Raw genomic sequence first — 18,568 nt, forward strand, 5'->3', positions numbered from 1 at the left:
CCCATCCCACAAGAAAAAATCACTCTTGTGGGATGGGCCGGAGAGCCCGTCCTAATTATTTTTGCAAGAGGTCTAATGTTCAAGTGCCGCCCAGCAGCGTTCAATTTGGTTATATTTGCTGTGATAGGTGGATAGTAAATTAGCCTGATTTTTAAACCAATTGTCTGAGATAACTCTTTGTCCAGGGACACGATAAAAATGTAAGTCAAGCCATTGCCTGACTCTGACTTGTCCCAACTCTCTTCTGTTCGTCAATTTCAATCACAGCATCCGCTTCGAGCCATCTGGTTGGGTCGTTGGGCCTCATTTTTTGCCCGTGCTTGCGTGGTCTGCCGCGACCACTGTAGGCTGGTGGTGCTGACCACAAGCAAGCATTACTTCGGACTCTCATTAAACAATCAGCTTGAATATCTGCTATAGCTAGTACCCAACTGGCATTGCCATATTCGGGCGTCTAAGACTGCCAAGACTGGATTGATGCTCTGTTCACAGACAAGTTTGAGTTGGGAAGCTGCTTGAAGTATAGGTGAAGACGCACTACTAATTCTTTCATGGAGTAGGGGTAATGCCCAACTTCCTTGCGCTTCCGGTATCCACGCAATGGTACTGTACCCTTGTCCAATAATTACGCCTAAGATGATATTCATGGGTTCTATATTTTAATGTTTTGGCATGACTGTTTCCCCCATGCAGTGTGGTCGATTGCGACTAATATATGTTCTGCTGCGGGTACTTGCTGTTCTAATTGCTGGAGATAAAGCAGCATCAGTTTTTTCCGGTCTGGCCTACAGTCTTGTAAGGCTTCGTAGACGCTTGGCCATTGACGATTGAATAATGGATTGAGTGAAAATTCCGCTAAACAGGCCGCATTCGGGCGTGGTCATTACTGCATCCATCAGCTCGAATGTTGCATCTTTCGCTTTTACTAATAACTCGTATGTTGCTTGACGAAAGTCCTTTAATCGTTCACTGTTCATTTAGGGAGTGGATAGGTTTTATTTTTCACCCTCATTCTCTCCCGCCGCGGTGGCTAGTTCTTCTTTGGTCACCCTTCTCATCTTTATTTAGTCTAAACTACAGTAAACTCCAAGTATGAGTAAAGGCGTTTACTCAAAAAAAATAGGCTAGCCATATTTCACAGCGCCTATCTCAATCAATATTATAATGGCTCCCCGCAACGCCGTCTTACCTCAGCTTTTGACCTGGTATTTTACCAGGTGGGCACCGTTGGCTCGGACTTAAAGTTTCTGGGTACAAGCCCAGTTTACTGCTGTCCAAACATCTTGATTCCCGAGAGTTAAGAGTTATAGATCAAAAAAACATTATTGGCAGTCACCAACGTCGCAGTAGAACCTTTATTTAATATACAGCAACTAACTAGATTTTGGCAAGCTTCGAGCAATTTAACTTGCATACCAGATAGATTCAACGGTTTGAGCGATCGCCAGTGCTTGCGATCGCCCCTGAGCCACCAAGTCCGCGTCGAACACAACTGTAACGTGACCCAGTTTGCGGCCGGGACGCGATACTTTCTTACCATACCAATGGACAAAAGCACCGCTAATTTGTGCCAGTTGTTTTCGTTTCGTTAAATAATCCGACTCAGCCGACTCGTAGCCCAGCAAATTTACCATGACAGCGCCTGCACATTTCAGATCCGAATTACCTAAAGGCAGTTGACAAACAGCGCGCAAATGCTGTTCAAATTGTGAAGTTTCACAGGCCTCGATGGTAAAATGTCCCGAGTTGTGAGTGCGGGGTGCAATTTCATTGACTAACAGCCTATTGTCGGTGGTTGAAAATAATTCAATGCCGAATACGCCGACAGCTTGCAAACTGTTGAGGAGAGTGCGGGCGATCGCACAAGCTTCGGTTTTCACATCTAAACTAATATCAGCAGGCGCAATCACCAAGCGACAAACCTGATTTTGCTGCTGAGTTTCGACGATCGGATAAATCGCAATTTCCCCAGTTGCCGATCGAGCTGCAATCACTGCCAACTCGCGATCGAATGGCACAAACTCTTCCACTAACAAAGACTGACCTTGGAGTTTAGCACGAATTGACTCAAAACTCCCCCGATCCTTAACAATAAAAGTACCTTGGCCGTCATAACCGTGGCGGCGAACTTTGACGACAAAGGGAAAGTCGATCGATCCAGCATCCGAGTCTCCTTCCATCTGCACGCTGTCAGAAACAGAAATTGCCGGAAAGTCGATCGCCACCGCTTTAAACAATTCCGGGGGCAAATCTGCGCTGCAATCCCATTCCCAAAATCTCGGAGTTGGCAAACCCAAACCTTGTAAATAACAGCGCTGAACGTACTTATCCAACAAAGGAGAAAGCGACGACAAACTCGGCTGAAATAACACACCTTGCTCTTCTAGCGGCCGCAAACCATCCAAATCCACAAACTCATTTTCAAAAGTAATAAGATCGCAGCCAGCCGCCAATTGAGCCGTAGCCAAAACATCATCAACAGCAGCCAAAACAGCACCAGCAGCAACAGAAACTGCCGGGTCAGTAGCATAGGGAGTTTGCACTACCAATTCAATACCTAGCGCTTTAGCAGCATCCCCCATCATCGAAGCTAGCTGGCCGCCGCCGACAACGCCCACCCGCTTAAATTTGGCAGACAAACTCGCAGCGGTTTGATTTGATTTCATCTGAGTAAAATTCCGCAAAGTCAACCTGCCTATCTTATCGCTATTTGACCCTGGCTCAATTACAGTAATTGAAGAGTTAAAAGCCAGAAAATAGTTTTAATTTCATGATTAAATCGAGGCAGAACCCAGAAAAAATCGGCGCCTAAAGTCTTTAATTATTGCACACTCCCAGCCATTGAGAAACAGCCGTCGAAGCCCACTCCTCCAGAAAAGTGCCACATCTAGCAATTCCCTAGCGCCAAGCATGGCATAATTGACAGCACTGCAAAAAGCAGATAGACAGATGCCAACACTGAAAATCACACATTCAGGAAACAAAATTTATAGGTGAGGATACTGTGAAAGTTTTAGTTGTGGGAAACGGAGGTCGCGAACACGCGATCGCAAAAAAACTGCTAGAATCTACGCGGATTAAACAAGTATTCTGCGTACCGGGCAACGGCGGCACAGCTACCACCCCAGGCTGTCAAAATCTGTCGCTCAACATCGACGACTTCCAAGGCATCGAACGCTTTGTGATGGTCAACAACATCGGATTAGTCATCGTCGGCCCCGAATTACCCCTATCGCTAGGCATCGCCGACTATTTCCAACAGCGAAAAATGATGATTTTCGGCCCCACCAAAGCCGGCGCCCAAATTGAATCCAGCAAATCCTGGGCCAAAGAATTGATGCTCGAAGCAGGCATCCCAACACCCAAAGCTGCCGTATTTACAGACGCAGAAGCAGCCAAAGCATACGTTCTGGAACAAGGAACCCCAATAGTCATCAAAGCAGACGGACTCGCATCAGGCAAAGGAGTCACCGTTGCCACCACCGTCAAAATGGCTCACAGCGCCATCAACACCATTTTCCGAGGCGAATTCGGCACCGACAACATCCGAGTCGTCGTCGAAGAATTCTTAACAGGTCAAGAAGTCTCGATTCTCGCCCTCACCGACGGCATCACAGTGGAACCGTTGCTGCCGGCCCAAGACCACAAAGCTATCGGCGAAGCCGACAAGGGAGCCAACACCGGCGGTATGGGAGCCTACGCCCCAGCGCCCATTGTCACCCCCGAACTCATGGAAAGGATTCAAGAAGAAATTCTCGAACCCACCCTCGCAGCACTGCAAAAACGCAAAATCGACTACCGGGGTGTACTCTACGCAGGTTTAATGATTACGCCAGAAGGAGAACCCACAGTCTTAGAATTCAACTGCCGTTTCGGAGACCCCGAAACTCAAGCGGTTTTGTCGCTGCTGGAAACTCCTTTGGAAGATTTGGTGCTGGCGTGCTGTCAGCAGCGTCTGGGTGAATATTCTATTCGCTGGAAGTCGGGGGCTTCTGTGTGCGTAGTTTTGGCTTCTGGGGGCTATCCTGGAAGTTATCAAAAAGGCAAAGTTATTACAGGTATCGAGGAAGCTGAAGCCAAAGGAGCAGAAGTGTTTCACGCCGGGACTCAGTTGAAGCACCAGCAGTTGGTGAGCGACGGAGGCCGGGTTTTGGGCGTCACTGCGGCGGGAGAAACTTTGGAACAAGCTATCTCCAAAGCTTATGCAGCAGTTGATTGTATCCAATTTGAAGGGGTCTACTGCCGTCGGGACATCGGTCGCCGAGCTTTGGGGGAGAAAAATTAGGAATTGCGACATCGGCCGCCATCCGAAAGCCAAGCAATCTCAATGTAGAAATGTAACAATGAAGTTTGGTATCTCTGCGGTGGCGGTAGCGGACAAGTCGCAGCAGAAAATTCGATCGGGAGCCAACGGAATTGATCTTGCTTTTAATATTGAACTGGTGAACTGGTGAAATGCTGGCCATACTAAACAAAATCGGAGAAATTATTGCCCGCTGGTGGTCGGATTTTACCCTCCAGACCCGCCTGATGGCCGGTGCTACCCTCGTAGTGTCGTTAATTATGAGCGGCCTGACATTCTGGGCCGTGAATACTATCCAGCAAGACGCCCGACTTAACGATACTCGTTACGGCCGAGACCTCGGCCTGCTGTTGGCGGCAAATGTGGCGCCGCTGATTGCCAAAAACGATCGCTCCGAAGTCGCCCGCTTTTCCCGCCAATTTTACAGCAGCACCTCCAGCGTCCGCTATATGCTTTACGCAGACGAAGCCGGAGATATTTTCCTGGGGATACCATTTTCGGAATCCGAGGTGCAGACTTCCCTGACGCTGCGCCGCCAGATCAAACTTCCCGATAATTTTCTCGCCGATATTGAGGCGAGAAATTTAACTTCTTTGCCTTTGGTACGGCAGCATTTGACGCCAGATGGAGAAGTTACCGATGTGTTTGTGCCGTTAATTCATGAAGACAAATATTTGGGAGTTTTGGCGATCGGCATTAACCCAAATCCCGCCGCAGTTATCTCTTCAAATCTGACTAGGGATGTCACTTTAGCAGTATTTGTAACCATTTGGGTGATGGTAATTTTGGGCGCTGTATTTAATGCCCTGACAATTACTCAGCCTATCAAACAATTAGTCTTCGGGGTTAAAAACATTGCCAGCGGGAATTTTAAGCAGCGAGTTGACCTGCCTTTAGGGGGAGAATTGGGCGAGTTGATTGGCAGTTTTAACGAGATGGCCCAGAAACTCGAAAGTTATGAAGAACAAAATATTGAAGAGTTGACAGCGGAAAAAGCTAAGTTAGAAACATTGGTTTCAACGATTGCTGATGGCGCGCTTTTATTAGACGCAAATTTGCAGGTGATTTTAGTTAACCCGACGGGTATGCGAATTTTTGGATGGGAAGGTAAAAATGCGCTCGGAGTAAATGTTCTGAACATTTTGCCTTCGGAAGTTCAGCAGGACTTGGCGAGACCTTTGCAGGAAATAACTGCGGGCGATCGCGAAGGCGGCGAATTTCGCATCTCTATGAGCGAACCAGTTAACCGTACAATTCGGATTGTTTTAACTACAGTCATTCTGCACAAAGCGCCCGGTGCCGAACCGCTGTGCAGAAGCTGCGTCCGCCATGAGGAAGATACCTGTACCGAGCCACAACGCCCGCTAGCTGTAGAGTGTACTTTCTACGAGCAAACCTCCAAGCATCAAGGTTCCGGAAATTACCGAGAAAGTCTCAAAGGCATTGCAATGACAGTGCAGGACATTACTCGCGAAGTAGAACTCAATGAGGCTAAAAGCAATTTTATCAGCAATGTTTCTCACGAATTGAGAACACCTTTATTTAATATCAAATCTTTTATCGAGACTCTCCACGAGTACGGAGAAGACCTTCTAGAAAGCGAGCGCAGGGAATTCCTAGAAATTGCCAACCGAGAAACCGATCGACTAACTCGTTTAGTTAACGACGTGTTAGACTTGTCGCGACTGGAATCCTGCCGAGTTTATCACTTGGAGGCTGTTGACCTCCCGCAAGCTGTCGAACAAACCCTGCGGACTTATCAGTTAAATGCTAAGGATAAAGGCATTGAATTAGAGCAAGAAGTTGACCCATATTTGCCACCTGCTTTAGGTCATTACGATTTGCTGCTGCAAGTATTCGCAAATTTAGTAGGAAATGCCTTAAAATTTACTCAGTCCGGCGGCAAGGTGGCAATTCGAGCGTATTTGCTAGAGCCGGAGGCGCCCACCCACAAAGACGGTCAATCCGTCAAGCACAACTTGTCACCGGATGCCAAACATTTTCCGGTAGTGCGGATCGAAATTTCTGATACGGGAATTGGCATAGATCCTGAAGATCAACAAGCAATATTCGATCGCTTTTTCCGGGTAGAAAACAGAGTACACACTTTAGAAGGAACTGGATTAGGTCTTTCTATTGTCAGAAACATTATTGACAAGCACCACACTAAAATTAATTTAGTTAGCGAAGTTAATGTGGGCACGACTTTCTGGTTCGACTTGGCAGTTTATCAGCCGAAACAAGCACTAGATATGAAAAATGCTTGGCCGGTGGAAGCACAGGTTGAGACTGAAACAACTTCGACTGTGGCTAAAACTGTTTAATGGAAAATGAAGATTGAAATTCATGCTAATTAAGCTGCAACAGAAATTGTCTTAGTTTTGAGCGACGGTTCTGGGATGAGTTGACTATCCTCTCGGAGCGTGTCAATATAAAGCTCAATTGCTTCTTTAATATTGCTTTCTGTTTCTTCAAGTGTCTTACCTGTAGAAATACAACCAGGAAAATCTGGAACATAAGCTGAATAGTTAGCGCCGGCCCATTCAAAGATTACAACATATTCCTTCATTATTCCTCCTCCAGTTGTGCTTGCTTCCAAATACTTTTGAGAGTTCCAATGGCGACTTCATCTGAAAAACTACCCGGTACAACTACGATACCAGGTTTTTCAGGGTGCTTCAGGACTCAATGACTGCCTCGCATTCTTGCTTCATACCATCCATCCCCTTATAATCGCTTGAGTACCTCACGAATTTTCATTACTTGTTCTTTCTATTTTGAATTGTGCTAATACTGACTATTTTGCCACTCAGAAACTATGTTGAAAATTGGCTTAAAATTTGCTTCAAATCATCCGCTGTTAAGCCGTACCAACGGGGGAACACATTTTTGGATAGCTGATGAAGCCCGATCGCACATTGGGGCAATTTTTGCTAAATTTTCCCTCGTTTACTCGTTTCCTGGTTTTGCCTGAAAACAAGTAAACGGGTAAGTTTGTCAAGACTTAAGAAAGAGTCTTTCTAGCACGTTCCGATCGCTCTTCTGCCGTATCCATAACATCCGCCATTTTATCCACCATTTCCCCTGGATAATTTTCCAGTACCCGAGTAGAAAGCGAAATCCGACCACGACTTTCATCGAGGTCAACCACCACGGCTTTCAGGGGTTGGCCTGGGGCAAAAACTTGTCCGAGGTTCTCAATATATTTTTGGCTGACTTGCTTGATGTGCAGCAAACCGCTAACTCCTTCCAAGTCCACAAACACGCCAAAAGGCTTGATGCTGCTGACTTTTCCCTCGACCAACTGACCAATTTGCAAATCCTTGAAAGCATTCGATTGAGTGGCCATCCGCTGGGAAAGTACGAGTTTTTCTCGTTCGCGATCAACCTCCAAAAAATTAACGGTCAAAGATTGACCGATCAGCGATTCTAGGTTATCGCGTTCCACTAAGTGCGATCGGGGAATAAAACCGCGCATTCCCTGAACATCTACAGTCACGCCGCCCTTATTCGCCCCAGAAACCCGCACCTGAAGAACTTTACCGGTTTCCTGCAATTCAACTAAATCTTCCCAAGCTTGCTGAATTTGTAACTGCCGCAGAGACAAAGTAACTTGGCCATCTGCATCTTGTTCGCGGATAATCAAAAAGTCCCGTTCCTCGTCCAGCGGAACCACTTCCGACAAATCCGTTACTGTTCTCAAAGCAGCCTCTTCGATCGGCAAAAAAGCCGAAGACTTGCCGCCGATATCAACATACGCGCCGTTTGAGTCGTACTCGAACACTTTGCCGCGAACTACTTGTCCCTTCTGGAACTCGTAATTGTGCTGTTCGAGGGCTTTAGCAAAATCATCCATTGAAAAGGATGCTTTTGCGCTTTGAGAACCTGTAGATTTGGAATTCATGTCAGTTTAGTTGTCAGTTGTCAGTAATTTAGTTGCCAGTTGCCAGTTGACAGTTGTCAGTTGTCAGTTGACAGTTGTCAGTTGACAGTTGTCAGTTGTCAGTTGACAGTTGTTGAAGGAAGAAGGAAGATATTCCCCCACTCTCCCACTCTCCCCCTCTCCCTTTCCCACTCTCCTTATTTCCCACTCTCCTTATTTCCCCATCTCCCACTCTCTAAGCTGGTTGAAGTTGCTGATGAAATAGCTGCTTCACCTGCGTCCACGAGTCGGCTGCTGCCGTAGCGTCGTAACTGCCGCGGTGGTCGCAGAAGAAGCCGTGATCGGCATTGTAGCGGAAAATTCGGTGAGAAATACTGTGTTTTTGCAATTCTGCGGCGATTTGGTCAACTTGTTCTAAGGGAATGCTGGGGTCTTGAGTGCCAAACAAGGCGTAGAGAGTGCCTTTAATGTCTGCTGTGCGGGCGATCGTGGGGGTGCCACCGCCGGGGGTTTGGGTGGCGATACCGGCGCCGTAGAACGACGCTGTAGCCTTGATTTCGGGCAAAGTAGCGGCGAGGTAGGCGACGTGTCCTCCAAAGCAGAAACCGATGCAGCCAAAGCCTTGTTGTTTGACAGAGGGTAGAGTTTTGAGGTAATCGATGGTGGCTTGGATATCGCCGAGAAGTTCGGAAGCGGTGGTTTTTTCTTTGTATTCTCTGCCGATTTGGATAGCTTCGGGTGTGTAGCCGGTTTCAAAGCCGGGGGCTTGACGCTGGTAAATGGCTGGGGCGATCGCCACATATCCTTCTTTTGCTATTCTTTCAGTAACTTCGCGGATGTGCGAGTTGACGCCAAAGATTTCTTGAATTACGATAACTGCGGGAAATTGTCCTGGGGAGGCTGGCTGGGCTAGGTATGCAGCTATTTGCAAATCCCCGTTAGGAATTGTGATGTTTTTGGTGCTAATTTCGGCTTTTGTCATAGGGAGTTTTAAGGTAAATGCCACTCTACTGATTTTAAGTTAATTTGGAGAATTTTTAGGCAATACGCCAATAATATTTTTCGTAACTCGGAAGCGCAAATACTGCAAATATGGCAGGTAAAAATTCGCTAATTATTGAACGTTTAGATTTTGCTGAATAAGTCGGGGTCGATCGCTCCTAGCAATTAATTGGGGTTAAATTCCGGTAAAAGATAAATTTTGGTCTGGGATTTGCTCAAATATAGGTTTTGATAAACCTAGGATTTAGAACATTTTATCGGGCTTGTTCGGGAGATTTTTTAGATAAGTGTCTAACTCGATTATCTGTTAAATATGAGATAATTATTTTTACAATAGCGGAGTAGTTTTTAAATCCCTTTGCTTTTTTGTGGGCGAAATCGTTGTGTTTTTTTTGCTAATTTTAAGTAGTCTTTTATGGCTATATTGCGGTAGGTTATTGGTTTTTCCTTGAGCTTCCCTTTATGGGCAGTGAATGTAGTACAGTGTGTTTGAGTGTGCTGAATTGAGTGAGACTGAGTATGGTAAGTTACGATCGCCCTTGAAGAAAGTCATATCAAATCCGGTAGCATCGGAATTATGAGCGTGCGAGCTTAAGAGCTCGCTAGCCACGCCGCAAGCTCTTAAGCTCGCACTGACATGATCCAAATATATTATTCCGATGCTACCGGAAACGATATCATGCAACCAGTTGAGGAGATTGATGCAGGCTAGGACTCAAGTCTAAGTTACGATCGCCATGCCGAACCAAGTCATGCAACCCAAGGAAGACTGTTTTGGTTTTTTCCGCTGTGCGCTTGCTGTCAGGCTAAGATCGAAGGTATTGGTGGCGTAGATCCCGTTGAGCGCAGAATATTTTTTGCTTAGTTTGCGTCAATGGGTAGGTGTTAAAATCGGAGTATCAAATTTTTCGGCTCAAACTCATGTTCCGCAAGAGTTTGATGCCCCTAGTGTAAAAAAAAGACGGACGCAAAGTCTGAAAGCTTTACAGGATAAGGTTTTGGAGTGATTATGGAAAATCGGGTATTGACAAGCCGAAGGCTGGAATGGTACTTTTATCTTAGCTGGACGCAACTGCACCTTGAAAACCAAATACACCGTGGCTTCTGGAACGGGCGGCCGGAAAATACCTAAAACCCTATCAGGGATTGAAACTTGTGACGATTGCGTGTTGGTTTACTTTGGCTCTCGGCTTGCCGGAAAATACCTAAAACCCTATCAGGGATTGAAACCATATATTCTTTAGTTCCGGTGCCCGTGCCCCCTCCAGCCGGAAAATACCTAAAACCCTATCAGGGATTGAAACTTACTGCCACGATATTTGGAATTGTGCAGTTGGACGCCGGAAAATACCTAAAACCCTATCAGGGATTGAAACTGGTTTTGGTCGCAAGTCTTCCGGCAGCCAGTAGGGTAGCCGGAAAATACCTAAAACCCTATCAGGGATTGAAACGCCGCTGATACGTTACCCCGTGCAATCTCCAAGCGCCGGAAAATACCTAAAACCCTATCAGGGATTGAAACGGAAATTGAAAGTCTCAAGCGAGAGGCTTTTTACATAGCCGGAAAATACCTAAAACCCTATCAGGGATTGAAACGAGATATATATCTCTCGGTGAGATCAAAGACGCTAGCCGGAAAATACCTAAAACCCTATCAGGGATTGAAACGTTTACACGTACACCGAGCGGTGTGCGAGATTGGCGCCGGAAAATACCTAAAACCCTATCAGGGATTGAAACCCGGGCATCTATCCTAATATCACAGAGATTGACAGCCGGAAAATACCTAAAACCCTATCAGGGATTGAAACTCACGCTTTGACGACCAAGACTCTGCGGGGGTTGCTGCCGGAAAATACCTAAAACCCTATCAGGGATTGAAACCCCAGCCCGCCCAGATGAACTCCCAGAGGTAGTTGTGGCCGGAAAATACCTAAAACCCTATCAGGGATTGAAACTCACCCCGTATCACTTACTAGAGGATGAACTATGGCAAGCCGGAAAATACCTAAAACCCTATCAGGGATTGAAACAGTTGCTAAGTTTTTAGAATTTCCTAAATTTATTTGGCCGGAAAATACCTAAAACCCTATCAGGGATTGAAACTTTCTAATAGGTTGATAAACCATTGTAATCAAAGCCGGAAAATACCTAAAACCCTATCAGGGATTGAAACAATTTGCTAGGGCTTCCAAACACAGAGCTAAGTTGTGCCGGAAAATACCTAAAACCCTATCAGGGATTGAAACCAATATGAGCTAATATAAGCAAGCTCCTCGACCGTGGTAACGCCGGAAAATACCTAAAACCCTATCAGGGATTGAAACTTTAAGAAAGGCACTAAATTTCATATTAAATGGAACCGCCGGAAAATACCTAAAACCCTATCAGGGATTGAAACATCAAACGATGTGGCAAGGCTGAAGTCAAAATATGGGCCGGAAAATACCTAAAACCCTATCAGGGATTGAAACAGACGGTAAATTTGGAAGAAGCAGTCGAGCTGAATCGCCGGAAAATACCTAAAACCCTATCAGGGATTGAAACAATGCAGTGCAAAATTGTGGCTACCCGCCCTACTGCCGGAAAATACCTAAAACCCTATCAGGGATTGAAACTCTAACTGGATCACCCTGCCTAGCTGCCTATTATAAGGCCGGAAAATACCTAAAACCCTATCAGGGATTGAAACTGGCTTTCGGTAGACTTACTAATATTTACGGGATGAGTAGCCGGAAAATACCTAAAACCCTATCAGGGATTGAAACTTGCTGCTTAAATCGGCAGTCGAAACCAAGCGTTAGCCGGAAAATACCTAAAACCCTATCAGGGATTGAAACTTCTAGCTTGAGAACGTTGCCTGTAGAAGTCCACGCCGGAAAATACCTAAAACCCTATCAGGGATTGAAACCCGAAGCTTGCAAAACTCCGAGCGTCAGCTTGCGCCGGAAAATACCTAAAACCCTATCAGGGATTGAAACACGCGCACCCCAGTTGACAAGGCTCGCACCCGACAGCCGGAAAATACCTAAAACCCTATCAGGGATTGAAACACATGGTGCAGTATCTCGCAGACAAGCGGGGGATATCGCAGCCGGAAAATACCTAAAACCCTATCAGGGATTGAAACAAAAAAAATAGGGGTAGATGCACCCCAATTTAAGCCGGAAAATACCTAAAACCCTATCAGGGATTGAAACGAGGAAGAATTAGCGTTGGATGATGATGAAATTCCAGAGCCGGAAAATACCTAAAACCCTATCAGGGATTGAAACGAATTTAGACTTATTTTGCAAGTCTGTTTCTACGGCCGGAAAATACCTAAAACCCTATCAGGGATTGAAACACCCATCCCTCATCTGCCATATCTTGCACGTCAAGCCGGAAAATACCTAAAACCCTATCAGGGATTGAAACTGGATTAAACCGGATCAAGTCTGCCTGGTTTGCGTGCCGGAAAATACCTAAAACCCTATCAGGGATTGAAACCCTCTTTTCCTATCGGACGCAAAGCTGCCGGTGAGCCGGAAAATACCTAAAACCCTATCAGGGATTGAAACTTCCATAGCTGTTGTTGTAAACGATATTTTTAGTATAGCGCAAGAGCCGGAAAATACCTAAAACCCTATCAGGGATTGAAACACGGCCCCTGGGAATTACAGGGAGAAGAAATCCTCCAAGCCGGAAAATACCTAAAACCCTATCAGGGATTGAAACAAATTATATTTAGAACAAGAGCTAACGATCGCACGCCGGAAAATACCTATTTCCCCATCTAGGGCTTGAAACGTCCAAACTACAAAATTATTGGCTCAAAAATAGACCTCTCCTCTCTCTTTTTATCTCCTCCCATAACCTCAAGCAATCGATCGACTACGCGCCGCCAGGTAAAATTTTCAGCCACAAAAGCCGGGCCCGCAACCCTCGCTTTCGCAGCGATTCCAGGCTGTTCGATCGCCCCTTGCATCAAATCAGTCAAATGTTCCCACTCAGGAGCTAAGATAAATAAGGTTTCCCCGTCACTCACCACAGCCTTAAATTTACTCTCAATCCGCTGTGCAAAGTTCGATCGCGTAAAATCATCCGTAGGGCCGCCCTCCGTGCAAATAACCGGCAAACCACAAGCCGCAGCTTCCAACACCGGCAGATTAAAACCTTCTGCCAAATAGGGAGAAACATAAACATCTGCTGCTTGGTAAAACTCAGCTATTTGAGCAAAAGATAGCTGGCTCCCAGTATAAATCAATCTTGGTAAAACTCTCGCTCTTTCCGCATCGTTGAGTACAACTCGGCACGCTTCAGCAATCTCGTCTCTCGACGGATAAAGCAGTTCAGAACCTTTTAAAACTAATCTCGCATCGGGATATTTGTCAACTACCGCAGCGAAGGCTTTTAATAAAGGGCGAATACCTTTGCGATCGGTTTGTCCTCCGATGTTTAAAAATATAAAATAGTTTGACCAGCCCAAGCTTTGGCGCAGTGATTGACGCCGATCGCCCGCAGCAGGATAATAAATCTGAGGATCGACTCCCAAAGGTACGACGGCAATGCGATCTGCCTCAACTCCGCTGCGAATTAAGCCGGCTTTTGACCAAGCTGAAGGTGTAATAATTTTTGTTTCTGAGTTAACCGGGGTTTTGGCGATCGACTTAACACCCATCGCCTGTAATACTGTACTGGTAATAATTCCCCATTCTGTGGCTGCAAATACCCAAGTTTGGGCGCTGCTGGAGGCCGAGAAGTCCCACGGGCAGTACATTCGCAGGGTAACATCGGCTGACTGATTTACCGCAGGGCTCTTAATGCTGCGAAGTAATGTTTCATTTGGGCGATCGAACAAACTACTTTTCGTCTCCCAAGCTGCATCAATGTAGGGCATATCGCGGTGGAAAAGCTCAATTTGTCCTCGCGGGCGATCGAGCATTTCCAGCAGTTGAAATTGATTGGCTACGCAATAGGAATGATAAATAAATAAAACGCCAGCCTTCAACAATAATCTGCAATTCAAAACTCCCGCTTTTGCTATTAACAATTAAACGGATAATCAAAAATTGGTAATTAGTAATTAGCCAGCATAAATTACCAATTACCAATTACTAATTACCAGAAAGAATAGGTTTACAGCCAGAACCCCGATCAGGAGAGATTAAAAGAAGACTGTTCATTACTCCAATCCTCTTCCTTCCAGGTAGATGTCGGTATCAAGCTGTCAACTGTCAACTGTCAACTGTCAACTGTCAACTGTCAACTGTCAACTGTCAACTGTCAACTGTCAACTGTCAACTGAACAATTCCTTACTTAATCACTTGCCAATCCATAATCCGCCACTGTCCCTCTTGACGGATCAAGTCGTAGCGCACCCGCAGGTTTTCATTGCGCGAAGAAACGAGTTGAGATCGATCGAACACTTCGGCTTTTTCCGCGACTTGGGCTTCTACTTGGGCGCGATCGGGATTAGTCGGATTCGTCTTAACTGCATTAACTTGCAGCTTGTGTACATAACGCTGGGACGCGTTGTTTCGCTGTTGAGCTTCTGCCATCAATTGCCAGCGAGACAAAGCCGGTTCTGTCAGAACTTGCTTTAATTCTTCGACAGCGTGATTGGGGCCCAAAGCCGCTGCTTTCGCCGACAGCCAGCTTTGAACTATTTGTCCGGCTGATTCCTCAGTGATTGCTCCCGACACTGCGCCTGCTGCGCTCGGTTCTGGGGCCGCGGCCAAGGCAGGGATTTCTAGGGGCGGTTCTTCCAGGCGAACCAGGGCTTGCTCTCCTTGGAGGGGGCCCGATAGGGCTTGCATCGCGCTAGCCAACAGACTGAGTATTAACCACAGGAATAACAGGCTCAGGACACCTGCGACTAGAAGCAAAGCCAGCCTGTTTGGAGGCATGGACTTGACTTGGGCGGTAATTTCTGCTGCCTTGGTGCGCGCCCGATCGACAAAATCGCCCTTTAGCCCATTGCCGCTTGTTCCGCTGCGCCCTGAATGTGGGCGTCTGCGTTGTTTGGAAGTCGAGTCTGCGGGGTGTGGCACTGTCGCTATCGGGAGAGAGACGGCGGCAACAGCGCTCGGCGCGGCCACCGTTGCCTGAGATTTCGCGCCCGAGGCTGCGGTGGAAGCGTCGCCCGGTACGGGGGTCAAGGTGACGGTACTGGCTCCCTGCTTGGCTGTGGATGGCTGTGCGGGTATGGCAGCGGGCGATCGACCTGCGGTCGGTTGCAGTCGCCCCGGGGGCTTGCCGGATCGGGGCTGCACGACGACCCATTCGTTGGCGGTTTCTGAGTCCTGTGGCAAAGCTTCTAGGTAAGCTTGTACTTTCGGGTCGGCAAAGTAGTCTTTCAAGGACACTGACTCGTTAGCCAAGTCGCGGAAGTGGGGAAACACTTCTTCTTGTAGCCAATGTTCGGCGTACAAGCACAGTCCGGGCAACAAATCGGGTGAATCTTGGGAATGTTCGCGAATAAAGGCCAGGGGTTCTTTTTCCGAACTCAGTTCGAGGGCTCTGCTGGCTTCTTCTGTCTGGCCCAGCAGCAGGGAACAGACGGCTTTTTCCAGGTGAACGTCTTGGCGGCGACCGAGCTGCATCAGCATCAGCTTGGCGCGACGGATCATCGATGGCTGTCTGGCGGCAAATCCTTGGGCTAACAGGGTGTAGACCGAGAGGTAAGTGGCGACTGCGGAGGGGCGGCCGGCTTCGGCTTCAAATAGGGCTTGCTGCTCGCTGCTGGTTAGGTGTTTTCGCATTTGCTGCACGAACCGGAGGAAGTCTTCTATTCCTAAGCCCGATCGATCGTCTCCCGAACCGTCGATACCGCCTCGTTCTTGAAGCATTTCTCGCAGGATTTGCAGTCCCCGGCGACGCTCGGCGACTTTTTCTTCGGGGAGTGATAATAGCTCTAAAATGTTGTACGGACGGAGTTTGTATATGTCGGCTTGCATTTCACCCCTCACGCTTGCAAATAGGCTTTCGCGCAGCAGCAATTCTTGACCTGCTTCTAATGATTTTGCGGCATTTTCGTACTGACCTTGCTGCCACTGTTCGCGGCCGAGTTCTAGACAGGCAAGGCTGACGGTTAAAACTATATCTGGCCTCACGAGCTCTTGGTCGCCGAAACGACCTTCTGCGATCGCGATGCTGCCATTGTTAAGATACGGGCGACCCAGCTTCTGTACGAGTTCGTATTCCCCCAGTTCTTGCAGTATGAGCAGGGCTCCTACGAATTGGTTGTCATCGATTTCAATACTTGGAGTGTGGGGGTCGGGAGCAGCCTCTAAAGCCTTGAACTCTGCCGGAGCGGTTTCTCCTGCGTCTTGCAGGACTGTGGCCGTGCCTGCTGAGGTTTTTGACCTCTGGTGCTTGGCTTCCTGTGCTGCTTCCGACTCTCGATCGTAAGTTTTGGCTAAAAAACTCGCATCGTAAGCTTTGCGCCCGTCTGAGTCTGACAGAACGGCGCAGGCTTCATCGAGCAGTTGTTTGCGGGCGACGATCGCAACTTCGGAATACTCCCTGCGCGGAAGCTGTAAAGTTCGATCGCGGTGAGCCTGCTGCAACTGTTCGGCAGTAGCTTGAATCGGTAGACCCAAAATCCGGTAGTAATCTAGTGGAATTAACACTACGTCCACTTCCCCAAAGCGCTAGCAACTGAATTAGCCTATCTTAAGTGACATACTCCCGCAAACCAAATCAAAAATTCTGGTGTTGGCTTCCAACCGCCCGATTCACGGTATGTTGGACTTGCCGTAGAGATCCTCTGATTTTTTTCCCTCTAGGGCGTTTTACAGTGAGGAAAATGCAAAGGCTCACTGCCCGTCAGCTAAATGAGTGGTTTGACTCTTGACCATTTTCGGGTTTGAGAGTAATGGAATTATATCATTCGTGTGCATGGGGTTTAGATGGGAGTTGGTTCTCCGAGTCCCGGCAATCCGCCCCGCCTGCCAAACTCATTTTAACAATTGGTGAACTGTTGCACAGAAAACGTTTGATCGTTTTCTGCTGCGGTTGTGTCCCATCTGGGTTTAAATTTAGATGTCTAGGAAGCCGATCGTCGGGTATTAATTATTTATGGTTCAGGAACGGACTTTACCAGTTTTTGACGCGCAAAGCGTAACCATTTCTCGGGATGAGGGCTTGATGCTCTACGAGGATATGGTCTTGGGGCGCTACTTTGAGGACAAGTGTGCTGAGATGTACTACCGGGGCAAAATGTTTGGTTTTGTCCACTTGTACAACGGTCAGGAAGCTGTCTCTACTGGCGTCATTCGATCGATGCGCCGGGATGACACTGATTACGTCAGCAGCACCTACCGCGATCACGTTCACGCTTTGAGCGCGGGCGTCCCGGCGCGGGAGGTAATGGCGGAGTTGTTCGGGAAGGAAACTGGTTGCTCGAAAGGCCGCGGCGGTTCGATGCACATGTTTTCGGCCGAACACCGACTGTTGGGAGGTTATGCTTTTGTGGCTGAGGGGATTCCTGTAGCTACGGGGGCGGCTTTTCAATCCAAGTACCGCCGCGAAGCTTTGGGGGATGAGAGTTCCGATGGCGTGACTGCTTGTTTTTTTGGCGATGGTGCTGCAAATAACGGGCAGTTTTTTGAATGTTTGAATATGGCGGCTTTGTGGAAGTTGCCGATTATTTATGTTGTGGAAAACAACAAATGGGCGATCGGGATGGCCCACGAGCGAGCTACTTCTGACCCGCTGATTTACAAAAAAGCTCATGCTTTTGGCATGGCTGGCTTTGAGGTTGATGGGATGGATGTTTTGGCGGTGCGGGAAGTGGCGAAGGAAGCTGTGGCGCGGGCGCGAGCCGGCGAGGGGCCGACTTTGATCGAGGCTTTGACTTATCGCTTTCGCGGCCATTCTTTGGCAGATCCTGATGAGTTGCGTTCTAAAGAAGAGAAGGAATATTGGTTCCCCCGCGATCCGATTAAGAAGTTGGCTGCTGATTTGATCGATCGAACTTTGGCAACTGCTGAAGAATTGAAAGAGATCGATAATAAGATTCAAGCAGTAATTGACGATGCAGTGGATTTTGCTGAGAAAAGCGCTGAGCCCGATCCTAGCGAATTGTATCGGTTTATCTATGCAGAAGATGAGTAAGCTGTTGTGCATTTAACTTGTATGTTTAGGGCGGGCAGGATGCCCACCCCCTACTCCCCACAAGAGTGATAGATCCCCGTAGGGACACGGCGAAAGCCTTTGTCCCTACTGCACTTCCTAAACCGGAAATACGCTGTAAGACTTACGTACAAACTTTATTTGTAGGGTGTGCACTGCGAAGCTTACTACCATAAATTAGGGCTAAAATCGTATCGGCTCAATAAGTAGGGGTAACAGTTAATCTAGTTGCCAAGACAAGCCCAAGGGATGAAGAGAAGAT

At 47.4% G+C, this 18,568-nt stretch carries 12 protein-coding genes, 1 other RNA gene and 1 CRISPR repeat array; of the genes, 3 read left to right on the forward strand and 10 right to left on the reverse strand.

From position 1 onward, the window contains the following. Window positions 1–205: 205 nt before the first annotated feature. The 4 genes from QUA58_RS28030 to QUA58_RS28045 form a co-directional block, all read right to left on the reverse strand. The gene (locus QUA58_RS28030) at window positions 206–391 is read right to left on the reverse strand and encodes a hypothetical protein (RefSeq protein WP_333255924.1); all 186 of its coding nucleotides are present in this window, start codon (window positions 389–391) and stop codon (window positions 206–208) included. Window positions 392–398: 7 nt separating this feature from the next. Next, entirely contained in the window at window positions 399–647 is a 249-nt protein-coding gene (locus tag QUA58_RS28035; RefSeq protein ID WP_333255922.1) for a hypothetical protein, read from the reverse strand. A 518-nt stretch (window positions 648–1,165) separates the two neighbouring features. Next, a non-coding RNA gene (gene ssrS / locus QUA58_RS28040) (6S RNA) lies at window positions 1,166–1,353 on the reverse strand. 50 nt (window positions 1,354–1,403) lie between these two features. Further along, a complete protein-coding gene (locus QUA58_RS28045) occupies window positions 1,404–2,666 on the reverse strand; it encodes a 5-(carboxyamino)imidazole ribonucleotide synthase (protein ID WP_333397357.1) in 1,263 nt (420 codons plus the stop codon). A gap of 338 nt (window positions 2,667–3,004) precedes the next feature. On the opposite strand from QUA58_RS28045, the gene purD reads away from it, so the two are divergent. After that, complete coding sequence (gene purD, locus QUA58_RS28050; RefSeq protein WP_333397359.1) at window positions 3,005–4,285, forward strand: phosphoribosylamine--glycine ligase; 1,281 nt, start codon at window positions 3,005–3,007, stop codon at window positions 4,283–4,285. A 170-nt stretch (window positions 4,286–4,455) separates the two neighbouring features. Next, window positions 4,456–6,627, forward strand: coding sequence for an ATP-binding protein (locus QUA58_RS28055; protein ID WP_333255916.1), 2,172 nt, complete (start codon window positions 4,456–4,458; stop codon window positions 6,625–6,627). Between the two features lie 29 nt (window positions 6,628–6,656). Here the strand turns inward: QUA58_RS28055 and QUA58_RS28060 are convergent, their stop codons facing one another. The 6 genes from QUA58_RS28060 to QUA58_RS28085 form a co-directional block, all read right to left on the reverse strand. Then, window positions 6,657–6,872 (reverse strand): type II toxin-antitoxin system HicB family antitoxin, encoded by a 216-nt coding sequence (locus tag QUA58_RS28060; protein ID WP_333397361.1) that lies wholly within the window; start codon window positions 6,870–6,872, stop codon window positions 6,657–6,659. After that, a complete protein-coding gene (locus QUA58_RS28065) occupies window positions 6,872–6,985 on the reverse strand; it encodes a type II toxin-antitoxin system HicA family toxin (RefSeq protein ID WP_333255926.1) in 114 nt (37 codons plus the stop codon). Before QUA58_RS28065 ends, QUA58_RS28060 begins: the two co-directional genes overlap by 1 nt. A 322-nt stretch (window positions 6,986–7,307) precedes the next feature. Beyond that, window positions 7,308–8,207, reverse strand: coding sequence for a S1 RNA-binding domain-containing protein (locus QUA58_RS28070; RefSeq protein ID WP_333255913.1), 900 nt, complete (start codon window positions 8,205–8,207; stop codon window positions 7,308–7,310). A gap of 214 nt (window positions 8,208–8,421) precedes the next feature. Further along, window positions 8,422–9,168 carry a dienelactone hydrolase family protein gene (locus QUA58_RS28075; RefSeq protein WP_333397362.1) on the reverse strand — a complete coding sequence of 249 codons (747 nt, stop codon included), beginning with the start codon at window positions 9,166–9,168 and terminating at the stop codon, window positions 8,422–8,424. A 1,136-nt stretch (window positions 9,169–10,304) separates the two neighbouring features. Beyond that, window positions 10,305–12,905: a CRISPR direct-repeat array (repeat unit 37 nt; unit sequence GCCGGAAAATACCTAAAACCCTATCAGGGATTGAAAC). A gap of 79 nt (window positions 12,906–12,984) precedes the next feature. Then, entirely contained in the window at window positions 12,985–14,196 is a 1,212-nt protein-coding gene (locus QUA58_RS28080) for a glycosyltransferase family 4 protein (RefSeq protein WP_333397364.1), read from the reverse strand. Between the two features lie 287 nt (window positions 14,197–14,483). Then, complete coding sequence (locus QUA58_RS28085) at window positions 14,484–16,802, reverse strand: IMS domain-containing protein (protein ID WP_333397366.1); 2,319 nt, start codon at window positions 16,800–16,802, stop codon at window positions 14,484–14,486. A 448-nt stretch (window positions 16,803–17,250) separates the two neighbouring features. Between QUA58_RS28085 and pdhA the strand changes: the two genes are divergently transcribed. Next, a complete protein-coding gene (gene pdhA / locus QUA58_RS28090) occupies window positions 17,251–18,288 on the forward strand; it encodes a pyruvate dehydrogenase (acetyl-transferring) E1 component subunit alpha (RefSeq protein ID WP_333063130.1) in 1,038 nt (345 codons plus the stop codon). The last annotated feature ends 280 nt before the right edge of the window (window positions 18,289–18,568 follow it).

Source organism: Microcoleus sp. N9_A1, from assembly GCF_036701795.1.
GTDB lineage: Bacteria > Cyanobacteriota > Cyanobacteriia > Cyanobacteriales > Microcoleaceae > Microcoleus.